The organism is Candidatus Zixiibacteriota bacterium, assembly GCA_017999435.1.
Lineage (GTDB): Bacteria > Zixibacteria > MSB-5A5 > GN15 > FEB-12 > JAGNLV01.
Map to the genome: position 1 here is coordinate 336,963 of JAGNLV010000001.1, position 21,045 is coordinate 358,007.

The 21,045-nt window shown below is 66.7% G+C and carries 17 protein-coding genes; 11 read left to right on the top strand and 6 right to left on the bottom strand.

What is annotated here, in order from left to right:
• The first annotated feature begins 41 nt into the window (after positions 1-41).
• The 7 genes from KA261_01615 to KA261_01645 all read left to right on the top strand — a co-directional run bounded on the left by KA261_01615 (position 42) and on the right by KA261_01645 (position 9,561).
• Entirely contained in the window at positions 42-1,520 is a 1,479-nt protein-coding gene (locus KA261_01615; GenBank protein MBP7696480.1) for an O-antigen ligase family protein, read from the top strand.
• The gene (locus tag KA261_01620; GenBank protein ID MBP7696481.1) at positions 1,517-2,902 is read left to right on the top strand and encodes a phenylacetate--CoA ligase family protein; all 1,386 of its coding nucleotides are present in this window, start codon (positions 1,517-1,519) and stop codon (positions 2,900-2,902) included. The genes KA261_01615 and KA261_01620 overlap by 4 nt, the downstream gene beginning before the upstream one ends.
• A 160-nt stretch (positions 2,903-3,062) precedes the next feature.
• Positions 3,063-4,283, top strand: a complete 1,221-nt coding sequence (locus KA261_01625) for a glycosyltransferase (protein ID MBP7696482.1) — start codon at positions 3,063-3,065, stop codon at positions 4,281-4,283.
• Positions 4,259-5,404, top strand: coding sequence for a glycosyltransferase family 4 protein (locus KA261_01630; protein ID MBP7696483.1), 1,146 nt, complete (start codon positions 4,259-4,261; stop codon positions 5,402-5,404). The genes KA261_01625 and KA261_01630 overlap by 25 nt, the downstream gene beginning before the upstream one ends.
• Complete coding sequence (locus tag KA261_01635; protein ID MBP7696484.1) at positions 5,401-6,546, top strand: glycosyltransferase; 1,146 nt, start codon at positions 5,401-5,403, stop codon at positions 6,544-6,546. Before KA261_01630 ends, KA261_01635 begins: the two co-directional genes overlap by 4 nt.
• A gap of 258 nt (positions 6,547-6,804) precedes the next feature.
• A complete protein-coding gene (locus KA261_01640; protein ID MBP7696485.1) occupies positions 6,805-8,010 on the top strand; it encodes a hypothetical protein in 1,206 nt (401 codons plus the stop codon).
• Between the two features lie 183 nt (positions 8,011-8,193).
• Positions 8,194-9,561 carry a glycosyltransferase gene (locus tag KA261_01645; protein MBP7696486.1) on the top strand — a complete coding sequence of 456 codons (1,368 nt, stop codon included), beginning with the start codon at positions 8,194-8,196 and terminating at the stop codon, positions 9,559-9,561.
• On the opposite strand, the gene KA261_01650 is transcribed toward KA261_01645, so the two are convergent.
• Together KA261_01650 and KA261_01655 are read right to left on the bottom strand one after the other, a co-directional pair.
• Complete coding sequence (locus KA261_01650; protein ID MBP7696487.1) at positions 9,509-10,726, bottom strand: glycosyltransferase family 4 protein; 1,218 nt, start codon at positions 10,724-10,726, stop codon at positions 9,509-9,511. The genes KA261_01645 and KA261_01650 overlap by 53 nt on opposite strands.
• Positions 10,727-10,749: 23 nt before the next feature.
• Positions 10,750-11,490, bottom strand: coding sequence for a hypothetical protein (locus tag KA261_01655; GenBank protein ID MBP7696488.1), 741 nt, complete (start codon positions 11,488-11,490; stop codon positions 10,750-10,752).
• Between the two features lie 495 nt (positions 11,491-11,985).
• Between KA261_01655 and KA261_01660 the strand changes: the two genes are divergently transcribed.
• The gene (locus KA261_01660; protein MBP7696489.1) at positions 11,986-12,570 is read left to right on the top strand and encodes a fibronectin type III domain-containing protein; all 585 of its coding nucleotides are present in this window, start codon (positions 11,986-11,988) and stop codon (positions 12,568-12,570) included.
• A gap of 219 nt (positions 12,571-12,789) precedes the next feature.
• Positions 12,790-13,605, top strand: coding sequence for a fibronectin type III domain-containing protein (locus KA261_01665; protein MBP7696490.1), 816 nt, complete (start codon positions 12,790-12,792; stop codon positions 13,603-13,605).
• A gap of 64 nt (positions 13,606-13,669) precedes the next feature.
• On the opposite strand, the gene KA261_01670 is transcribed toward KA261_01665, so the two are convergent.
• Genes KA261_01670 through KA261_01685 form a run of 4 tightly spaced genes read right to left on the bottom strand, consistent with a single transcriptional unit; the run spans position 13,670 to position 18,433 of the window.
• Positions 13,670-15,265 (bottom strand): acyl--CoA ligase, encoded by a 1,596-nt coding sequence (locus KA261_01670; protein ID MBP7696491.1) that lies wholly within the window; start codon positions 15,263-15,265, stop codon positions 13,670-13,672.
• A gap of 30 nt (positions 15,266-15,295) precedes the next feature.
• Positions 15,296-16,447, bottom strand: a complete 1,152-nt coding sequence (gene nadE, locus KA261_01675) for an NAD(+) synthase (protein MBP7696492.1) — start codon at positions 16,445-16,447, stop codon at positions 15,296-15,298.
• Entirely contained in the window at positions 16,410-17,264 is an 855-nt protein-coding gene (locus tag KA261_01680) for a hypothetical protein (GenBank protein ID MBP7696493.1), read from the bottom strand. The genes nadE and KA261_01680 overlap by 38 nt, the downstream gene beginning before the upstream one ends.
• Entirely contained in the window at positions 17,261-18,433 is a 1,173-nt protein-coding gene (locus KA261_01685) for an aminopeptidase P family protein (protein ID MBP7696494.1), read from the bottom strand. The genes KA261_01680 and KA261_01685 overlap by 4 nt, the downstream gene beginning before the upstream one ends.
• 326 nt (positions 18,434-18,759) lie before the next feature.
• On the opposite strand from KA261_01685, the gene KA261_01690 reads away from it, so the two are divergent.
• Both KA261_01690 and corA read left to right on the top strand, forming a co-directional pair.
• Positions 18,760-19,179: a hypothetical protein gene (locus KA261_01690; protein ID MBP7696495.1), complete on the top strand. Its 420-nt coding sequence runs from the start codon at positions 18,760-18,762 to the stop codon at positions 19,177-19,179.
• A gap of 212 nt (positions 19,180-19,391) precedes the next feature.
• Positions 19,392-20,471 (top strand): magnesium/cobalt transporter CorA, encoded by a 1,080-nt coding sequence (gene corA / locus KA261_01695; GenBank protein MBP7696496.1) that lies wholly within the window; start codon positions 19,392-19,394, stop codon positions 20,469-20,471.
• Positions 20,472-21,045: the final 574 nt, after the last annotated feature.

The following is a 21,045-nucleotide window of genomic DNA, read 5'->3' on the forward strand; positions in this document are numbered from 1 at the left end:
AGGTCGGAACGAAAACGTCCGAACAGACGGTATAAGCGACTATGGCAACCACAACGCATCATCTCCCCGGCGGATCGCGGGCGTACCTGCGGCCCGAGCATCTCGCCTACGCCGCTTTCGCCGCCGCCATGATCCTCTCGGGCCTGCTGGTCGCCCTCCCCTTCCCCTACCACATCCTCCCGTTTGCGCTCCTCGGCGTCGTCGTGTTCGTCATCGGCACCCTGCGCTACCCCTACTTCGGCCTCTACCTCTACCTCATCATTTTCTTCATGGACCCCAACCAGATCTTCCCCTTCATGCAGACGGTCGCGTTTCCTTACGAGAAAGTTCTCGCCTTCGCCGTCATCGGCATCCTCCTCATCCACATCGCTATTCTGAAGAAGGAATTCGACCTGTACCGGCTCGACGTCGGTTTTGCGGCGATGATCCTCGCCACCTACCTCTCCATCCTCGGCGCCGTCGATCTCGCCGCCGCCTGGGAGGACTGGCAGCGCTTCCTCCGCCTGTTTCTGGTCTACCTGGTCATGGTCAGGATAGTCAAGACGGAGGGGCAGCTCAAAGCCATCATCATGCTCTTCATCATCTCCATCGGGTTTTTGGCCATCTCGTCCACCATCCAGTACTACCGCGGCGAGTTTGAGGTGCGCCAGGGTATCCAGCGTCTCCACTCTTTCGGCGGCGGGCTCATCGACCCCAACACCATGGCCTCGAGCCTCGTCCTCGGCGTTCCCTTCATGTTCTACATGGCCAAGGCCCACCGCAGCGCGCTGTTGAAGCTGTTCATGTTCGCCCTCATCGGCTCCTGTTTCTGGGCCATCATGCTCACCGGATCGCGCGGCGGCATGGTCGGTGGCATCGCCCTGATGCTCCTCCTCGTCTGGCACTCGCGCCACAAAACGCTCGGCTTCGTCGTCGCCTTCGCCGTTCTGGTCTGCATCGCCGCCGTCATGCCCGATCAGTATCAGAACCGCTTCATGTCCATTTTCCGCATCAACGAGCAGGATGAATTCGGCGCTTCCGATTCGGCCCGCGGGCGCATCAACGGCTTCAAACTCGGCTTCAAATTCCTCCTGAAGAATCCCCTGACCGGCGTCGGCATCTCCAATTTCGGCTGGCATCACCACCTCGAGCCGAACGGCGACTGGACCGACGCCCACAACCTGGTCGGCAAACTCGTCGGCGAACTCGGCCTCATCGGCGTCGCCGCCTTCAGCTTCTTCATCGCCCGCTTCGCCGGCACGCTCAAACTCATCAAACGCCTGTACGACGAACACGGCTGGCCGCCCGACTTCCTTTTCCAGATGCGCCAGGCCATCAAGATCGGCCTCATTATGCTCTTCGTGCAGGGCCTGTTTGGCCACAATCTTTTCCGCGACAACTGGTACTTCACGGCCGGCTTCATCGTCATCGTCAGCAAAATCGTCTGGGACCGCCACCTCGCCGCCCAGCGCCCGTCAGGCGCCACCCCCGGCTCCCCCGAACCCCTCCCCGGTGCGGAGAAAGGACTCCTGCCCGGATGAGACTTACGCGCTTTCCCGCCCGCCCGCGCGGCCCCCTTGAACTGTTCGCCGCCCTCAACCGCTACGCCCTCGCCGCCTATCGGGGCGAGCGCGCCATCTACCCCCTTGTCCGCGAGCTCGAGCGCAACTTCTCCCTCTCCCGCGATGAGCTCGAGGCCGCCCAGGACAAGGCGCTCGCCGCGATCGTCGACCACGCCTTCGCCCACAGCCCGTTCTACCGGCGCAAATTCGCGGCCGTCGGGTTCAAACCGGGCGACGTCAAGGGCCGGGCCGACCTCGCCCTGCTCCCCGAGACCAACAAGATCGAGCTCGTCCGCGCCGCAGACGAGGTCCTCTGTTTGCCGAAAGACCGCCTCCGCGCCGCTGGCACCGGCGGGACCTCCGGCATCCCCTTCACCTTCTACCGCGACCCGCGCTGTCTCCTCTTCCGCCGCGCCGTCGATTACACCACCTTCCGCTACTACGGCTGGCGCGCGGGGCAGTGGCAGGGATGGCTCTGGGGCGCCCCTCGCGACCTCGTGGCACCGGCGACCGCGCGGGGAAGACTCCTCCAGCGCTGGGCCGTGCGCACGTTTTTCGCCGACGTCACCCGCCTCGGGACCGAGAGCTACCGCAGCTTCGCCGCCCTCGCCCGCCGGTACCGCCCGACCTGGCTTTCCGCCTACCCGTCGCTCGCCTACGACCTCGCCGCCGCCATCGAGGCCGGAGACATCGAGCCGTTCCGCGTGCCGATGGTCAACCTCACGGCCGAACCGGTCTACGACTTCCAGAAACAACTCATTCGGGCGACCTTTGGCGAGGAGGTCTGCGAGCGCTACGGATCGCGCGAGATGGGTCTGGCCGCCCTCGAGTGCCCCGCCCACAACGGCCTCCACTATTTTATGGAAAGCGTGTACTTCGAAAGCATCGATCGCGGACCCGGCAGTCCCGGCCGCAGCCTGGTCGTCACCGATCTGGTCAACCGCGGCATGCCCTTTATCCGCTATGACACCGGCGACTTCGCCCGGCTCGACGACGCTCCCTGCACCTGCGGCCGCACAACCCCCCGCCTCATTGACATCCGCGGCCGCGAGACCGACAACATCTGGTGTCCCGATGGCCACGGCATCGCCGGCGCCATTGTCGTCTACCTCTTCGCCCGGATCAACCCCGGCGTGCCCATGCAGCTCATGCAGGAGTCGCTCGACCGCATCGTTATCCGCATCGCCGGCCGGCCCGGGGAACTCGCCGGGCGGGCCGCCGAACTCATCGACGTCTGCCGACGTGAGATCAGCCCCGACATCGCCTACACCATCGAATACGTCGACCATATCGAGCGCGCCCCCTCCGGCAAGTACCGCTACATTATCTCGCGCGTGCCGCCCCCCTCCCGCCGCCGCTGAGTCCGCCCCGACCGGCGCGCTCCCCGGCGGCCAAGAACCGTAAAATTGGACCGGACTTTCCGTTTGAATTTGAGTATGTTGAAACGATCATGCAGGCGCCGTCCGGATCCCCGGTGTGCACTCGGGCCCCGGTGAGCGCGGCGCCCGCCGGAAGGTAGCTATGGATGAGACCACGTCGCGCCTCCGCCTCTTGCTGATTGACGAGGAATTCCCCTACCCCCTCACTTCGGGCAAGCGCCTCCGCACCTACAACCTCCTCCGCGAACTGTCCCGCCGCTGCGACATCACGACGCTCGCCTACGGCGATCCTGACTCCGAGGGTTTCCGCCGGTTCGAACGCGACGGTCTCACCCCGGTGGCTGTCCCGGCCCCGGACCGTCGCCAGAGCGGCCTCCGCTTCTACTGGCGCCTCTTCGGCAATCTCTTCTCCCCCTATCCGTACATCGTCACCAGCCACACCACCCGCCGTTTCCACCGCCGCCTCCGCCAGCTCCTCGCCCGGCACTCGTTCGACCTGGTCCTGTGCGAGTGGACCCCCTACGCCCGGTTTGTCAAGGACCTGCCGGGCGTCCGAAAAGTGATCACCGCCCACAACATCGAAGCCGCTATCTGGCGCCGCTACGAACAGCAGGAAACCCAGCCGCTCCGAAGGCTGTACATTCGGCTTCAGCGCACCAAGGTGGAAGCGTTCGAGGCGCGCTGTTTCGGGTGGGTCGACGGCGCCATCGCGGTCTCCGAGAGCGAAGCCCGCCAGATCGCCGAGCTCGGCGTCCCCTACCCCCCGGCGGTGGTTGAGAACGGCGTCGATGTCGGTTATTTCACCGCCCCGGCCGACGACCCCGACCCCGGTCAAATTGTCTTCTCCGGCGCTATGGACTGGCGCCCCAATCAGGACGCCGCGCTCTGGTTTGTCCAGGAGATCTTTCCGCTCCTCCGCCGGGCGCGCCCCAACCTCGCCGTCACCATCGTCGGCCGCGATCCTGTCCGCCGCATCCGGGAACTCGGGCGCGTCGAGGGCGTTACGGTCACCGGCACGGTCGCCGATGTCCGTCCCTACCTCGCCCGGGCCGCCGTCTTCATTGTCCCCCTGCGCATCGGCGGCGGCTCGCGCCTGAAGATCCTCGAGGCCATGGCCATGCGCAAGGCGGTTGTCTCCACCAGCGTGGGCGCCGAGGGCCTTCGGGTGGCCGCGGACGAAAACATCATGATCGCCGACGACGCTCCGGCGTTCGCGCAGGCCGTTCTGCGGTGCCTGGGCGAACCCGACCTGCGCAGGCGACTCGGCGAAAACGGCCGCCGCCTCGTCGAACGGGAGTACCGATGGGATATTCTCGGACACAAAATGTACGAGTACTTATGCCGCGTGATGCAGCAAAAGTGAGCGTTCTCCACCTGCGGGCGAGCAACTTCTACGGCGGTCCGGAACGCCAGCTCCATTGCCACGCCCGGGCCGCCCGCGACTCCGTCTTCGAGGTCATCGTCGCCTCCTACGCCGAGTCCGGTCGCTCCCCCGACCTGCTGGCCCGGGTGGCCGCCGACCGTCTCCCGACTCACCTCGTCGGCGTCGCCGGCGCCTACGACCGCCGCGCCCTCGGCCTCATCCGCCGGGTCCTGCGCGATCGCGACATCGCCATCCTCTGCACCCACGACTACCGCTCAACCGTCCTCGGCTGCCTCGCCGTCCGCTTCACCCCCGTCCGCTGGATCGCCTTCTCCCGCGGCCGCACGCGCGAGACCCTCAGGATTCGGCTCTACAACGAACTGGAGCGCTTGTGCCTGCGGTTCGCCGACCGCGTCGTCGCCGTCTCCGAGGGCGAGAAAGCCTCCCTCCGCCGCCGTCTCGTGCCCGACCGCCGCATCGCCGTCGTCCACAACGCCATCGACACCGCCGCTTTCGCCGCCGTCACCCCCGTCGACCTGAAAAGCCGCTTCGGCTTCCCTGCGCACTCTCTCGTTGCCGTCGCCGCCGGCCGCTTCTCGCCTGAAAAGGGACAGCTCGACCTCGTCCGCGCCGCCGAACTCGCCCTCCCTCGCCTCCCCGGCCTCCGTTTCGTCCTCTTCGGCGATGGCCCCGACCTCGAGCGCACCCGCCACGAGATCGAATCCCGCGGCCTGAACGACCGCGTTCTCTGCCCGGGTTTCGAACGGGACCTGGCCGCCTGCCTCCGGGGCGCCGATCTCGTCGTCAACCCTTCCCTCTCCGAGGGGCTCCCCAACGTCGTGCTCGAGGCCATGGCTCTCGGTGTTCCCGTGGTGGCCACCGCGGTCGGCGGCGTGCCGGAACTTATCCGCGATGGCGACACCGGCCTGCTGCCCCCCCCGGCCGATCCGCGGCAACTCGCCGACGCCCTCGTGCGCATGGGGGACGACCCCGCCCTCCGTCGGCGTGTCGCCGCCAACGCGCTCAATCTCGTGCGGGAATCGTTCTCCTTCGAGAAGCAGGCCCGCGAGCTGTTCGCCCTCTATGCCGACGTGCTGAACCAAAGGGACAGGACCGTATGATCCGCATCGCCTTCGTCATCGACACCATCGCCACCCCCGGCGCCGGCACCGAGAAGCAGCTTCTGCTCCTCGTGCGCCACCTCGACCGCTCCCGCTTCGAACCGCACCTCCTGTGCCTCCAGTCCTCCCCCTGGCTGGAGCGAAACTCGCTGCCCTGCCCGGTTGAAATCATCGGCGTCCGCTCGCTCCGCTCCCCCGCGACGACAGGGGCGCTGCTGCGGTTCCGCCGCTATGTCCGCCGGCACCGCATCGACATCGTCCAGACTTTCTTCATCGATTCCAACCTCTTCGGCACCGTCTCCGGCTGGCTTTCGGGGGTTCCCGTCATCATCTCCAGCCGCCGCAATTTCGGCAAGGACTACTGGCACACCCCGGCCTGGCTTTTCCTCCTCCGCCTGCTTCGCCGCCTGACCACCTGTTACATCGCGAACTCCCGCCTGACAGCCGACTACTCGATCGAAGTTGAGCGGATCGCCGCCGACCGCATGCACGTCATTTACAACGGTCTTGATTTCGCTCCGTTCGCGAACCTGACGCCCGAATTGCGCGCCGCCGCGCGGTCGGCCTGGGGCGTGGCCGACCGCCACGTCCTCATCGGCATCATCGCCAACCTCCGCCCCATCAAGAACCACCGCCTCTTCGTCGAGGCCGCCGCCCGCGTCCACTCCCGCCGCCCCGACACGCGGTTCCTGATCGCCGGCGACGGCGACCAGCGCGAACCCATCGAGTGCCGCCTCCACGAGCTCGGCCTGCAGGACACCGCCATCCTCACCGGCCAGGTCGCCGACGTCCTCCCCGTCCTGGCGGCTCTCGACATCGGCGTCCTCTGCTCGCACGGCGAGAGCCTCTCCAACGCCATCATCGAGTACATGGCCGCCGGCATCCCCCCGGTGGTGTCCGACGTCGGCGGCAACCGTGAGGCCGTCGGCGGCGAACATGGCCTGGTGTTTCCACCCGATGACCTCGACGCCTTCGTCGCCTGCCTCGACCGCCTCATCGCCGACCCCGCCCTCCGGACCCGCCTCGGCCGCGCTGCCGCCGATTACGCCCGCTGCACTTATGAATACCGCGAGGCCGTCGGCCGCCACGAGACCCTCTACGAAACCTGCCGCGCCGCGGCCCGCCCCCGCCGCCGTTCCTGATCCCCCGACCCTTTTGCGCGCCTCGTCCCGAGTCGTTGATTTGCCTTGCTCTCCATGGCCCCGCCAATATATTGAGAAGTGGCTTTTTGATGATCGCCGAAGTCGTCTGCCGGCGGCCTTCCTGAATCGGGGAACTTATCCCCCGCGCCCGCGGTTTGCACAGCAGGAACGCATCGGCGGTCTGCGTGTAAGAGACGTCCCCCTCGGCCTTAACAGGACAGATGTACCCGGCCGCTCACTGAAGGAGATAGACAGCGAATGAAGCTCTTCCGCACCGCGCTCATTGCGGTCGTCATCGTCGGGCTCCTCGCCGGCGGCGCCATGACCTACAAACTCTACCGCGGCCACGCCTTCATCTGGCTCCCCGACTACCTGGCCGACAGCCCCGGCTTCGCCGCCACCGCCGACCTCACCGACATCATCTTCGTCGTCGTCGACCACTGGGAACCGGGCGGCAAACCGGAAATCGTCAACCGCTGGATGACCGACTACCGCGCCGTCGCCGAGAAGCACCGCGACGCCAACGGCGTCCCGCTCCGGCACTCCTGGTACTATCCCATCGAGGCCTTCCGCGGATGGGAAGTCGACAGTCTCGTCAAGCTCTGCCGCCTCGGTCTTGGCGACGTCGAGGTGCACCTCCACCACTTCGACGATTCCTCCGCCTCGCTCCGGGAGAAGCTCTCCGCCGGCCTCGATTCCCTCCGCGCCCACGGCGCGCTGGTGACGCCCGACGGCCGCAGCCGTTTCTCCTTCATCCACGGCAACTGGGCGCTGGACAACTCCGGGGCGCCGGTCGGCGATCGCATGCCCTGCGGCGTCAACGACGAGATCTCCATCCTCCTCGACCTCGGCTGCTACAGCGACTGCACCTTCCCCGCCATGGGGCAAACGGCCCAGCCCTCCCTGGTGAACAAGATCTACTATGCCGTCGACGACCCCGCGAAACCCAAGTCTCATGACACCGGCGTCCGCAGCGCCGTCGGCCTCGCCACCACCCCCGACCAGCTTCAGATTTTCGAGGGCCCGTACATGATCGACTGGTCCGATTGGCGCTTCAAGACCCATCCCACCTTCGACGACGGCAACCTGTACTGGGAGATCCCGTCTTCGCTCCACCGCTTCGAGGTGTGGCTGAAAGCTAATGTCCATGTCAAGGGCCGCCCCAACTGGGTGTTTGTCCGCCCCTTCACCCACGGCGCCGACCTGCGCCGCGGCGGCGACAGCAACATCCTCGGCGAGAATTTCGACCGCATGCTCACCGACATCGAAAAGCGGTACAACGACGGCCGCCGCTACCGCCTCCACTACATGACCGCCCGCGAGGCCTACAATGTCGTCAAAGCCGCCGAGGCCGGACTCGAAGGCAACCCCCACGACTACCGCGACTACCTCCTGAAACCGTACCTCTACCCTGAGACCGCGGTCGGGAAGGACTCTCTCGCCGCCGCCGTTCCGGCGGGTTGAGATCGGCGCGGACGGGCTCCTTGGCGGGCGGCGCCGAGAGGACACCGGGCGCCGGAATTTGGCCGAGCTCCGTGGGAATCAGTTTGCCGCCGGCCGGCGGCGCGAATATATTGGCCCTGCGATTCCCGACCAGGCGCGTCGGCCTGTCCCGCATAGCCGCCGCAGCAGGAGATGAGCAAGATCGTGAATTGGACCATAAGATTCCGCCTGGCCCTGTGGGACTTCCTGCGTTTCCACCCGGCCTGCCGTTTCGCTGCCAGCGCCGCGATCCGGCTCTACCTTCGGCTCCCGGCCTTGCGCCGCGATGAGTCGCTCCTGCGCGCCGCCCGCCTGAACGTTCGCGCCGCCCGCATCTGCCCCCATCCGGGACTCCTCCGCCGGCTCGAACGGAGCCTCGATGCCTCCGTCGGCCGCCTCCTCCGCACGAACTTTGACTGGGACGCCCTCTCGCACGAGTCGCGGCCGGACCAGGTGGCCAAGGGAATTATCCTCAAGCACCCCGTCTCCCCGCGCGAGAAGGGCGTGTTGTTCATTTCATTCGAGGGGCAGTGGCTCCGTCTCTTCCGCCATGCCGACATCGACCGCCTCGCCCGCGACTACCACCTCGTTATCGCCCCGTCTTGGTCCCCGCCCCACAGCCTCGCGTTTTCGGTCGCCGCCCGCCGGTGGCCCGGACGGTTCTTCACCCTCATCAGCAATCTCAATGAGATCCCCGTCTTTGCGCGCATCGCCCCGAATTCCGAGGTGGTCCCGCTTTTCGGCTCCAGTTGGGTCCACCCGCAGATTTTCGACGTCTCCGCGCCGGTCGCCAAAGAGTACGACATCGTCATTCTCGCCAACTTCGCCGCCTACAAGCGCCACTTCCTTTTGTTCCGCGCGCTCCGCGACATGCGCCCCGACACCCGGGTGCTGCTGCTGGGCAAATCCATGGACGGCCGCACCCCCGAGACGATCATGAACGAGGCCCGCGCCTACGGCGTCGCCGACCGCATCACGATCAAACCGGGGCTGCCCGACGGGGAGATGATCCGCGCCTTTCGCTCCGCCCGGGTCGCCCTGATGCTCTCCGGCAATGAAGGCTCCTGCGTCGCGGTCGTCGAGTCGATGTTCGCCGACATTCCCATCGGCGTCTTCGAGGACGCCGTGATTGGCTCCCTCGCCTACGTCAACGAGCACACCGGCCGCCGCCTCCGCCGCCGCCGCCTCGGCCGGCAGCTCGAGGAATTCATCGCCGACTCCGGCCGCTACTCCCCGCGCCGGTGGGTCATGGAAAACGGCATCTCCTGTTTCGGCAGCACCGCCGTGCTCAACGACGCCCTCCGCGCCCGCGTCCTCGAGTGGGGCGAAGAGTGGACGACCGACCTCGCCCCCCACCACTGGCGCCCCAACCCCACCTATGTCTATGACGAAGACCTCGAGCGCCACCGCTCCGCATACGCCCGCTTCGAACGCGACTACCGTTGCTCCCTGCTGCTGCGCGCCACCGACGGTTCTCCGCTTACGTCCGCCCTCTCGGCCCGTCCGTCGTCGCCGACCGCCCTGCCTCGGTGAGCAGAGCCGCCAGCCGCTCGGCCGACTCCCGCACGTCAAACCGCCTCGCCGCCTCCGCCCGAGACGCCCGAAACCGCTCCCGCATCCCCGGATCCTCCATCACCGCCCGCATTGCCTCGGCCAGCGCCGCGGGATCTCCCGGCGCCACCGTCACCGCCGGCGTCCCCTCCACCGCCTCGCGCAGACCCGGGCAGGTCGTCGCCACCAGCGGCGTCCCGCTGCACAGCACTTCCGAGGTGAGCAGCGGGTATGCTTCCCATACCGACGGCATCACCACCGCATCGCACCCCTGCAGCAGTTCCGCCACGTTCGCCTGGAAGGGCTGGAAGCGGAAGAGCTCGTGCACGCCCAATTGGACCGTCATGGCCCGGTACTCGCGCTCGTAGTCGCCGCTGCCCACCGCCAGCACCGCGAACCTCCTGGCCGCGCCCGCCCCGGCCAGCCGCTCTGCCGCTTCGATCAGGTGTACGAACCCTTTCTCCGGCATGAATCGCCCGAAGTACCCGAACAGGAACGTCTCCCCGTCGATTCCCAGCCGCTCGCGCAGCCGCTCGGCCGCCCCCGGATAGTCGCGCACAAAGGGCTCCGGGTCGATCCCGTTGCGGATCACTTCCCAGCGCGCCCGCTCCCGCAGCGCCGGCAACCCCTCTCGCACATGCGCCAGAATGTCCCGTCCCACTCCCACGAACACGTCGACATCCCGCAGCGCCCGCTGGAACACCGCCCGCTTCCACCGCCCGAACCGCCCCGCGAACCGTTTCTCTTCGAGCACGCCGTGCGTCGTCATCACGTGCGGTACGTGCCCCCACCAGTTCACCAGCGCGGTGTGGAACGCCGAGATGAACCCCTGGCTGTGGATCACGTCGAACCGTTCGCGCCGCTTCAGGAGATACACATGGCGGCACAGAAGGTTCTTCCCCCAGAGCGGCGGCGCCCACTCCACTCGAATCCCAAGCGCCGCCATATCGGCGGCGATCGCCTCTCGCTCAATCGCCGGATTCGCCAAAAGCGTTATACTGAAAAGATCTTGCGGAAAATACTTATAGTTATACTTTAAGTACGTCCGGATCCCGCCGAGCGGCCACATGCACACAATCAGCACCCGGACCGCTTCCGGCGCACTCTTGCCCCGCTCCTTCGACGCTTGTGGTGTCATCTCCGCCATCCCGGCCTCTCCGGTACGTTTCTCTATCGGCCCAGCGCGCGTCCCAGCACCGAATCCACCGCCGCTGTCATCCGCTCGTATCCGGCGCGGTTCGGGTCAATGGATTCGGCGGCCAGTTCCCGGCGCAAATACCCTTCCCCGTCGGCCAGCGCTCCGTGAAAATCGGCGACCTGCCAGCGCCCCTCTGCCATCCCCTGCTGTAGCCACTCGTTGAACGCGGCGATGCTGTCCCGGATCGCGTAGTCGCCCAGACCGAGATCGGCGTCCCACGGCGGGATCACGCTGCCGATAATCGGCGCCACTCCCCGGGCCCGCGCGAGGTCGGCCATCGACTCGGCGTAATCCTCGAGTTCGCGTACCGGCCACTCGGGGCGGAAATTGTACGAGCTGATCTCGATCACCACCGCCTCCGGCCCCAGGTCGAGCACATCCGGCTGAAAGCGCAGGAGCATGCCCGCCAGCCGCTGCCCGGCGACCCCCCGATCGATCGCCTCCCAGCGCGGAAACGACCGGCCCACGTCCCACCGCGAAATCACCTGGGTCCCCAGAAACACCACCCGCCCGGGGACCGCGGTATCCGACCGCAGCCGCTCGTTGTCCTGGCGGTAGCGGCTCCGCCCGGAGAACTCCTCCACCACCTCGGTGTATTTGTCCAGCCAGTAGTTGATGTGGGTGCGGTACTGGTACGCCTTGTACCCAACCCATACGATCGCCAGATTTCCCACCAGCGACGCCGCCAGCACCAGTTTCAACACTCGACTCATCGCCGCCTCACCGTCATCGGGAACTCCTCCTCCCCGCCCCGCCCGCGCCCCGCGGGGGGTCCGCGAAACCGGTGAACGATACGGGCAAATGCGGCGCAAGTCGAGTGAAAAACATCTCCCGCCTCTTCCCATGGCCCGCCTCGCCCGGCGGCGCACGCCGCTGCACACGCTGCAGAGAAATGCGCCGCGCAGATCTTGCTTCGCCTGCAGAAAATATTTGGTTCAATTCCGCCGCATCGCTATTATCTGTGCGACCGATCAGAGGGGTAAACTGATTAGTCGCCTGCTTCGGCAGGGGGATAAAAAGCGTGAATGGGAAGTTAATCGCGGCCGGGTTCCGCCCGGAACCGTCGCGGCCGCACTGTCCACAGTACTGCCCGGTAAGTCCTACCTTTGCAAGCGGACCTGGCGTATTTCATTCCGTACTCAGCGGTGCTAACCGCTCTCATTACCTGCCCCCCATGTTCCAACCGTTCTGTTACGGAGGTTCGCTTCATGATCAGGAAGATCTGCCGGATCGTCGCTGTGACGATCCTCGGAGCGTCGCTCGCCCCGAGCTCTTTCGGCGAGAACATCACGCTCACCTGGACCGCGCCCGGCGATGACGGCACCGTCGGAACCGCCGCGGCTTACGAACTGCGTTATTCGACCCACGGCATCACGGCCCTGAACTGGTTTCAGGCCATGCCCGTCATTGGCCTGCCCATCCCCCGGTCCGCCGGCACGGTGCAGTCCTTCACCCTCGCCAACCTCGACCCCGCGCAGACCTACTACTTCGCCATGCGCGCCCGCGACGAGGCCGGCAATTGGTCGCCTGTCTCCAACAACGCCGTCTGGGCCCTCTGCGACTGCCGCAACCGGCGCGGCAATGCCGACGGCGACCCGGAGGACCGCGTCACCGTCAGCGACCTGCTCCACCTCATCCACTACGTCTTTCGCGGCCAGGCCGGCCTCCCTTGCCTCGAGGAGGCTAACATCAACGGCAGCCCCGACGGCATCATCGACGTGGCCGATGTCAATCTGCTGATCGCGCACCTCTACCGCGAGGACCAGGTGTTCCTGCCGGCGCCGTGCCAGTGACGGGCGCTCCCTCGCGGCGCCGGCCTTTCTTCCGCCGGCGCCCCCGGAGGAGTCTGTACGCGATCTGACCCCTTGTGCTTATTTTCACCAGCCGCCGCCGCCCGGAGACCCCGACTCGGCCGCTGCGGCCGCCTAACTGCTTGTCCCCTAACGCCCGATTTCTCCCCCTCGCCGGCACTCGATTTGCCCCTCTCCCCAACGTCAGAATACGGAGGTGTTATGTACCAACGCTACGCCCCGGGGACACCGGATTGTCTCCGCCCTACCCGCCTGCGCCTTGTCCCTACCCTGGTCCTTGGTCTTCTGTTGACCGGCGGCCTGACCGCCGAGGTCCGTGCCCAGCTCAAAGCCGCGCCGGCGGCCGCCGGCGTCGTCCTTTCGTGGACAGCACCGGGCGACGATGGCAACACGGGGACAGCCGCCTCGTACGACCTGCGCTACGCCCGCGTCCCCATCACCGCCGCCAACTGGAACGACTGGGGCGTCATGACCGCCTGCCTGAACGAGCCCGCGCCGCTGGCCGCCGGCACCGTCCAGTCGTATACCATCGATTCCCTCGATCCGTCGACCACTTACTACTTCGCCATCAAAGCGGCCGACGAGGCCGGCAACTGGTCGGCCTTGTCCAACGTCGTCTCCTATGCGACCCCGGCTGAGGACGTGCCCCCCGCGGTCATCACCGACCTGCGCGTCGCCGCCGTCGGCCAAACGTCCGTCACCCTCGGATGGACCGCGCCCGGCGATGACGGGACAACCGGCACCGCCGCGAGCTACACCGTGAAATTCTCGACCTCCCCGATCACCAACGCCAACTGGGCGGCGGCGACCACCGTCCCCGGCGTCCCCGCCCCCCACGCCGCCGGTACCGCCGAGAGCCTCACGGTCACCGGCCTGACCCCGGGCGTGACCTACTATTTCGCGATCAAGACGTCGGACGAAGTCCCCAACACATCCGGTCTGTCCAACGTCGTCTCCGGGACGCCGACCGGGGATCAGACCGCCCCCGCGGCCATCACCGACTTGGACGCCAGTTGATGCGTGTGAAACCTGCCGGCCCGCGGCCGACAGCCTCCTTTTGTGTGGAAGAGAAACGGCCCCGCTACGCCGGGGCCGTTTTCTTGAGGGCCTGCTTGTTGACCTTCCCCGACTGATACTTCGGCAGGGCGGCGAGAAACTGCACGTGTTTCGGCACCTTGTGGCCGGCCAGCCGCGCCTTGCAGTGCACGATCACGTCGTTGGCGCTCACGCCGGCGCCGGTCCCCGGCACCACCGCGGCCGCCACCGCCTCGCCCAGCACGGCGTCCGGCACCCCGTACACGGCGGCCTCGGCGATCCCGGTCAGTTCCAGAATCGTCTCCTCGACTTCTTTGGCGCTCACCCGGTTCCCGCCGCTCTTGATGATCTCCTTGCGCCGCCCCACGATGTACAGGTATCCCTCGTCATCCCGCCGCGCAAGATCCCCCGTGTACAGCCACCCCTCGCGCAGCACCTCTGCCTGCTCGGCCGGCTGCTTCCAGTAACCCATCATCACCGAGTCCCCTCCGACAATGATCTCCCCTTCCTCGCCCGCGGCGACGTCGTTCCCCGCGGCGTCCACTAGCCTCACCTGCACTCCCGGCACCGGTATGCCGACCGATCCCAGCTTCTCCCCCAGCCGCTCCGGCGGCAGCCACGACACCCGCGGGGAGGCCTCCGTCTGCCCGTACATAATGAAAATCTCTTTGGTCGGAAACGCCTCGCGCAGCCGCCGGATCACTTCCGGCGCCATGGCCCCGCCCGCCTGCGTGAAATACCGAAGGTCGGGGAACGCCCGCTTGGCGAAGGTCGTGTTCCCCAGGAGAATCATGAAATTCGAGGGCACTCCCGAGAACCCCGTCACCCGCTCCCGCTCCATCGTGTCCAGCACCGTCTCCGGGTACGTGAACCGGTTGTCGATGACCAGGCAGCCCCCCACCGCCGCGTGCGTGAGCAGGAGCGAATTGCCGTAGATGTAGTAGAACGGGAGGATCACCTGCACCCGGTCGCGGCAGCTGAGCCGAAGATACTCCACCGTCCCGGCCGTGTTCGCCGAGAGGTTCCGATGCGACAGCATCACCCCCTTGGGCGTCCCGGTGCTCCCCGAGGTGTAGAAAAGCGCGGCCAGTTCATCTTTCGGCGCCGCCGCCGCCCCGCTCCATAATTCTCTCAGTCGGTCCTCATCCGGACCTCCGCCGCCGGCTTCGTCCGCGGGATCCGGCGGCTGGTCGTCGATCGGCCCGAGGAGGTCGTGGAGCGACTCCACCGGTGCGGCGAGATCGAGCCGCAGGGCGCGTTCGGCGATGATCAGTTCCAGCGGCGACGGCGCCCGGCTGATCTCCGCGAGAAACCGCGCGAACCGCGTCTGCGTGAGCAGCACCCGCGACCCCGAGTCGCCGATCAGCTCGCGCACCTGCGCGGGACGGAGCGAGGTGTCCAGCGGCACCACCGCCAGCCCCGCCTGCGCCGCCGCGAAATAGGCGATCACGTACTCGATCGAGTTCTCCGCAAGCAGAGCCGCCCGCTCCCCCGGCGCATACCCGAGGGCCGCCAGCCGCGCGGCCAGCCGGTCCGCGTGCTCCTTCAACCGCCCGTAGCTGATCCGCCGCTCGCCGTGGATCACCGCCGGGCGCGCCCCGTGGACCGCCGCCGTCCTCGCCAGCAGATGGTGAAGCTTCACCGCAGTTGCCTTTCCTCGCGGGCCGACGCCCTACCGCGCCTCGGGCGGCGCCTCTAGCGGATTCATCCGAAGATACGCGGTCGCGTCGATCTTCCGCTGAATTGCCCGGTATCCCCGCTCCACCTCCTCCGGCGTCAGGTTGAGCACTCTGGCCGCCTCCGCCGCCGGCACCCGGTGTTCCATCGCGTACCAGAGCATGTCCATGGTGTAGAAATCGAGCCCGAAGAAAAACTCCTCCTGCGTCTGCTCCGCGCTGTAGGTGTCGGTCGTCGGCGTCCGGCTGACAATCTCGTCCGGTACGCCGAGGTGGCGGGCCAGTTGGAACACCTGCGTCTTGAACAGGTGGGCGATCGGCTTGAGGTCCGCCCCGCCATCCCCCCACTTCACGAAAAAGCCCTGCTCGTGCTCGTCCTTGTTCCCCGTCCCGACCACCGCCCAGTTGCGCTTCTCCGCGTGGTAGTACAGCGTCGTCATGCGAAGCCGCTGTTTCAGATTGGAGGCCGCCACCACCTGCAGGTACACGCCCATGGGCATCCGCCGCGTCTCGATTCTCCCCTGCGGGTCCTCCACCGTCAGCGTAAAATAGTTGAACGCCGCCTGCTCGATCACCGTGCTCGGAATCCCGATCTTGCACTTGTACCCCGGTCCGTAATCCGGGAACACCTGCCGGATCGCCTCATCCCGGCGCCGGTAGCAGCCCATGCCCTCCAGGCCTCCGGTGAGCGTCTCGAGGATCGTCTCGAATCCGAACCGCTCCGCCAGGAGCTGCGCCAGCCGGCGGCTCTCGGGGGAGGAGTCCTTCTCCGGCATCATCACCCCGACCACCCGCTGCGGCCCGAGCGCTGTCGCGCACAGCGCCGCCACGACCGAGGAATCGATTCCGCCGGAGATACCCACCACCGCCCCGCGCTTCTTCATCTGCACCCCGATCTGCTCGGCGATCACCCGCCGCAGCGACTCCGCCACTCGCGCAGCATCAATCTTCAGACTGTCTTTGTGAAATTCCAAGGCAAAACCCTCGTCTATCGCATCTCCAATTTTCCGTTCCGGCTTTTCCGCTCGCCGCAGCCCGCTCTTTGCCCGCCCGCCGGACTCCCCATCTTTCTGCTCGGTCCTCGCGCGAGCCCGGCCTCCGGCCCCGGTCTCAGAACACCGGCGCCCCCACCGCCGGCGACCAGACATAGAACAACCGCATCTTTCGCCCCTCTCCTTGCCCCTCCAGTCCCAGCACTTTCACCAGCGCGAACGTCTTGTCCGCCGTCATGACCTGCACCCAATCCCCTTCCTCGACCGCCACCCGGGGCTCGGTGGGCAGCGATGACATTGTCGCCGCGCCGGCCGCCGCCTCGCTCAGCTCCCCCCGGAACGGCAGCACCCGCAGGCGGGTGGCCCGGAGCAACCCCAGCCGGTCCGGCGAGGCGAGAAAGTCCCGTCCTTCCGCCGGATAAAAGTACAGGTCGTTCGCCAGGTCGTCCGCCCGGACATATGCCCCGGCCGCGAACGAAAAGCCGTCCTGTTCCGAGGCGAAGCGGGCCGCCAGTTCAATTGTCCCGCGCGGGCCGGTGACGATCGCAATCTCCTCCGAGGGCCGCGAGAGCGACTGGTCGGGAAAGACGGTCCGCACATGTACGTAGTATCGGACCCCGTCCGTCAGCCCTTCAGCCCGGTACACCTCCACGCCGTCCTCCGGCGTCGTGTCGCCGGGGAACACGGGATGGTTCCAGGCCTCGACCGATCCCGGCAGCGCTGTCCCCGGATAGGCCTCGCCCAGAGGGACCGTGCTGATGTAGATGTTGTACCCGGAGATGGCGGTCGGGCAGGATGCCCGGAAACTGATCTCGGCCGTCCCGGCGCTCGCCTCGGCGCGCACCTCCGCCGGAGCGCAGACGGAAGTCCGGTCGGGGGTCGCGGCGGCCTCCGGGGGCGGAGGCGCCTGCGGCCCGCCGCAGCCGGCGGCCAGCGCCGCCGCTGCGATCATTGCCGCCGCCCGCAGCTTCATCGCACCGCCAACTCCATCTGTCGCGGGCACAGGAACTCCGCCCCGTCCTCCCGGATCACCGCATCCTCCTCCAGTCCGACGCAGCCGATTCCCGGCAGCAGGATTTCCAGTTCCAGCGTGAACACATTCCCGGCCTCGAGCTCCATCCGCGGCGTCACCCCGTACCGTTCCCACTCCGGTCCAAGGATCCCGCCGCCGTCGTGGACATCCCGGCCGAGCTGGTGGCCGAGCGCGTGCTGGTACTCCGGGTAGCCGTGGTCGCGGAGCATCTCGCGCGCGAGCGCATCCACCGCGCACCCGGTCGCGCCCGGCCGCGCCGCTTTCGCCGTCTCCGTAATAATGTCCCTCACCATCGCAAATGCTTCCCGCAGCTCCGCCGGCGGGCGCTTTTCCCCGGGCCGCCGAAAGTAGAGCAGCCGCTGGAGGTCCGCGCAGTACCCTTCGCGGCGAATGCCGAAATCGACATGGAGCAAGTCTCCGCCCGCGAGTTTGGCCCCCGAAGGGAGCCCGTGGCCGGGCGCGCTCTTGTCCCCCGCATTAACAATCGTGGCAAACGAAGGTTCTCCCCCGGCCCCGGCGATCCCGCGGTCGATCAGCCCCGCCACCTCCGCCTCCGTCATCCCCGCCCGCACGTGCGGCGCCTCCGACTCCCACACCGCCGCCGTCAATTGGGCGGCCGTGGCGATCCGCGCCACCTCCTCCGGCAGCTTCCGGCTCCGCAGCTTGCTCATCAGCCGTTCCGCCGAGACCAGCCGCTCCCCGTAGGGCGTCCCGCGCAAATGCTCCTTCAGCAGCAGGTACATCCCGTGCGTCATGCCGTCCGCCGCGGGATCGTTGGCGCTGTAGTTGACCGCGATCTGCGCCGGGTCGAACCGGCGCACCAGCCCCGCCAGATCTTCCCCCACCCCGTGGGTGTAAGTACGCACCTCGCTGAACTGCCCGGCCCGCTCGAAATTCGCCGCATCCAGGTTTCCCACCAGCGCCACCGCCTCGCCGTTCCGGGAGAACGCGAAACACGACTGCCAGGTCGCCTCCTCCCCGACCACCAGCGCCAGCGCCGGGTCGGCCATCATCTTGGTCTCCCGCACAAAAATGAGCCAGAGATCGATCCCCAGCTCCCCCAAAAGCGCCGTTGCCTGGGCGGCTTTGGCCTTGACCAGCGTATCCATCCTGCTAAACTAACCGCTCTCCCGCCCCCGCACAAGCCGATAAATCCCCGCCGCTTCGGCCATGACCGGCGTCCCCTGTTCAATTTCTGCGCACTCCCGTCCACCCGGCAATCAAGATTCGACAAAATCTGTCGATCTTACAGGTGAGACCCGATACCTGCGGCGCCACCGGCCGCATGAGAAGGACGGGAGGTCGGCCGCTGCGTAGGGCGCTTGACGGACAAGACCGACAAATAACGAGAACAGGAGCAAACCCCGGCGGCGGCTTCGAATCACCGCGAACCCGAATAGCGCTTTATCCCTAATCTCCTGAGGAGGAAAGAAGAATGTACCAATCCGGTTACACCGATGGCGGCATGGCGTTCGGCGCCTTTTTGTGGCTCTTCGTCGCCGCGTTCTATCTCTTCTTCGCGTATGCGCAGTACCGCATCGCCAAGAAGTGCGGTCACGACAGCGAGGCCTGGTGGGGGTTTATTCCGATCCTCAACATCTTCCTGCTGCTCAAGTGCGCCGGCCGCGAATGGTACTGGTTCCTGTTCCTGCTGGTGCCCATCGTCAACATCATCGCGTTCGTCGTCCTCTGGATCGACGTCGCCAAGGCGGTGGACAAGAGCCCGGTCTGGGGCGTCCTGACCCTGGTCCCATTCATCAACCTCGTGGCCGTGGGCGTTCTCGCCTTCTCGCCGGCCCCGACCCGCTTCACGCCTCCGCGGACTCCCTCGCCGCGCCAGCCGGTCGGCGCCTGACCGCACTGGAGCTTGCGAGACCCGATTGGAGCGGTCCCCGCACGGGGGCCGCTTTTTTTGTGTGGCCGCGATCCGCTCGGCCGCATCGCACTTCGCCCCCGCCGAACCTGCCCTCGTCTGTTCCCGTCCCCCCGCGCCGGTCCGCCCGGCCCCATGTTAAACCTTGCCCCCGCCTCCCGTTCCACCCCATTCTGCTTTGGAGGAGACGCCCGATGACGCGCTTTGTCCCCAAACACTCGAAGAAAGCCGGCACCCGCCCCGGCACGGTCGCGTACGTCGGCCGCAAACGCGAACACAGCGTTGCCATCGACGTCATCGAATACGACGCCCACCACATCGCCGAGCGCCGCGTCCACTCCCTCCCCGAGTGCCTCCCCCTCAAACCCGCCCCCGCCGTCACCTGGCTCCGCATCAACGGCATCCACGACCCCCGCCTCATCGAGCAGATCGGCGCCCACTTCAACATCCACCCCCTGACTCAGGAAGACATCGCCAACACCGCGGTTCGGCCCGTCCTCGAGGAATCCCCCGCTCTCGTCTCGATCATCCTCAAGCGCCTCTCTCTCGACGGGGGCGGCCTCCTGCACCCCGAGCAGGCGGCGGTCATTTTCTCCCGCCACCTGGTGATCTCGTTTCAGGAGCGCGACAGCGGCCCTTTCGACGCGGTCCGCGACCGCCTCAGGAGCACCGTTCCCCGCACCCGCTTTCTCGAAACCGACTATCTCGCCTACTCGCTCGCCGACGCCCTCATCGATGACTATTTCGTTACCATGGACCGTCTCGGCGAGCAGCTCGATGCCGCGCAGGATGAGCTCGTCCGCCGTCCCACCCCCGACCACCTCGAGACGATTTTCGCGCTCCGCCGCGAACTGCTCCTGTTCCGCAAAGCCCTCTGGCCGCTCCGCGAGGTGATCGCGGCCCTGGCCCGGTCGGAGAACCGGCTCATCCACGACGACACCCGCCCGTACATCCGCGACCTCTACGAGCACACTGTCCAGGCCCTCGACACCATCGAGACCATGCGCGACATGGCCGCGTCGCTGCTGGAGATTTACCTGTCGAGCGTGAGCAACCGCATGAACGAGGTGATGAAGGTTCTGACCATTATCGGGACAGTCTTCCTGCCGCTCGGTTTTTTGGCCGGCGTGTACGGGATGAATTTCGACCGCACGGCCGGCCGCCTGAACATGCCCGAGCTGGGCTTCCCCTACGGCTACATCGTCTTCTGGGTTCTCGTCCTGCTCGTCGTGGCCGCTTTCGTTCTCTTCTTCCGCCGCCGGAAGTGGATCTAGTCCGGCCTCGCCCCGCCCCCCGCACGCGGCTCCTGTCAAGTCTTCGTTGGCTGCTGGGACTTGACAGGAACCGCCGCTTGAGTACATTTCAGCACCGACAAGCCGCTTGCGTATTTGCGCTGGGACTTGACAGGAACCGCCGCTTAAGTACATTGTATTCTACTGCCGGGCCATCTTCTCGATGGCTGGGACTTGACAGGAGCCGCCGCTTAAGTACATTCGGCGCCCTGATTGTCAAGACGCCGCCGCAGCTGGGACTTGACAGAAACCGCCGCTTAAGTACATTCCCGCCGTGGTACGCAGGGAGGTGACAAGGCTGGGACTTGACAGGAACCGCCGCTTAAGTACATTCGGGCGATCCTGGTGGCCGCCGAGGACCGCGCTGGGACTTGACAGGAACCGCCGCTTAAGTACATTGGCGTGTCGAACATCCCCTCATCCTCGGCAGCTGGGACTTGACAGGAACCGCCGCTTAAGTACATTCTATCTCGATGCTATCCTGCTTGTTGGTAGCTGGGACTTGACAGGAACCGCCGCTTAAGTACATTTCGGAAGGAAATTTCCCCGGTGTCAC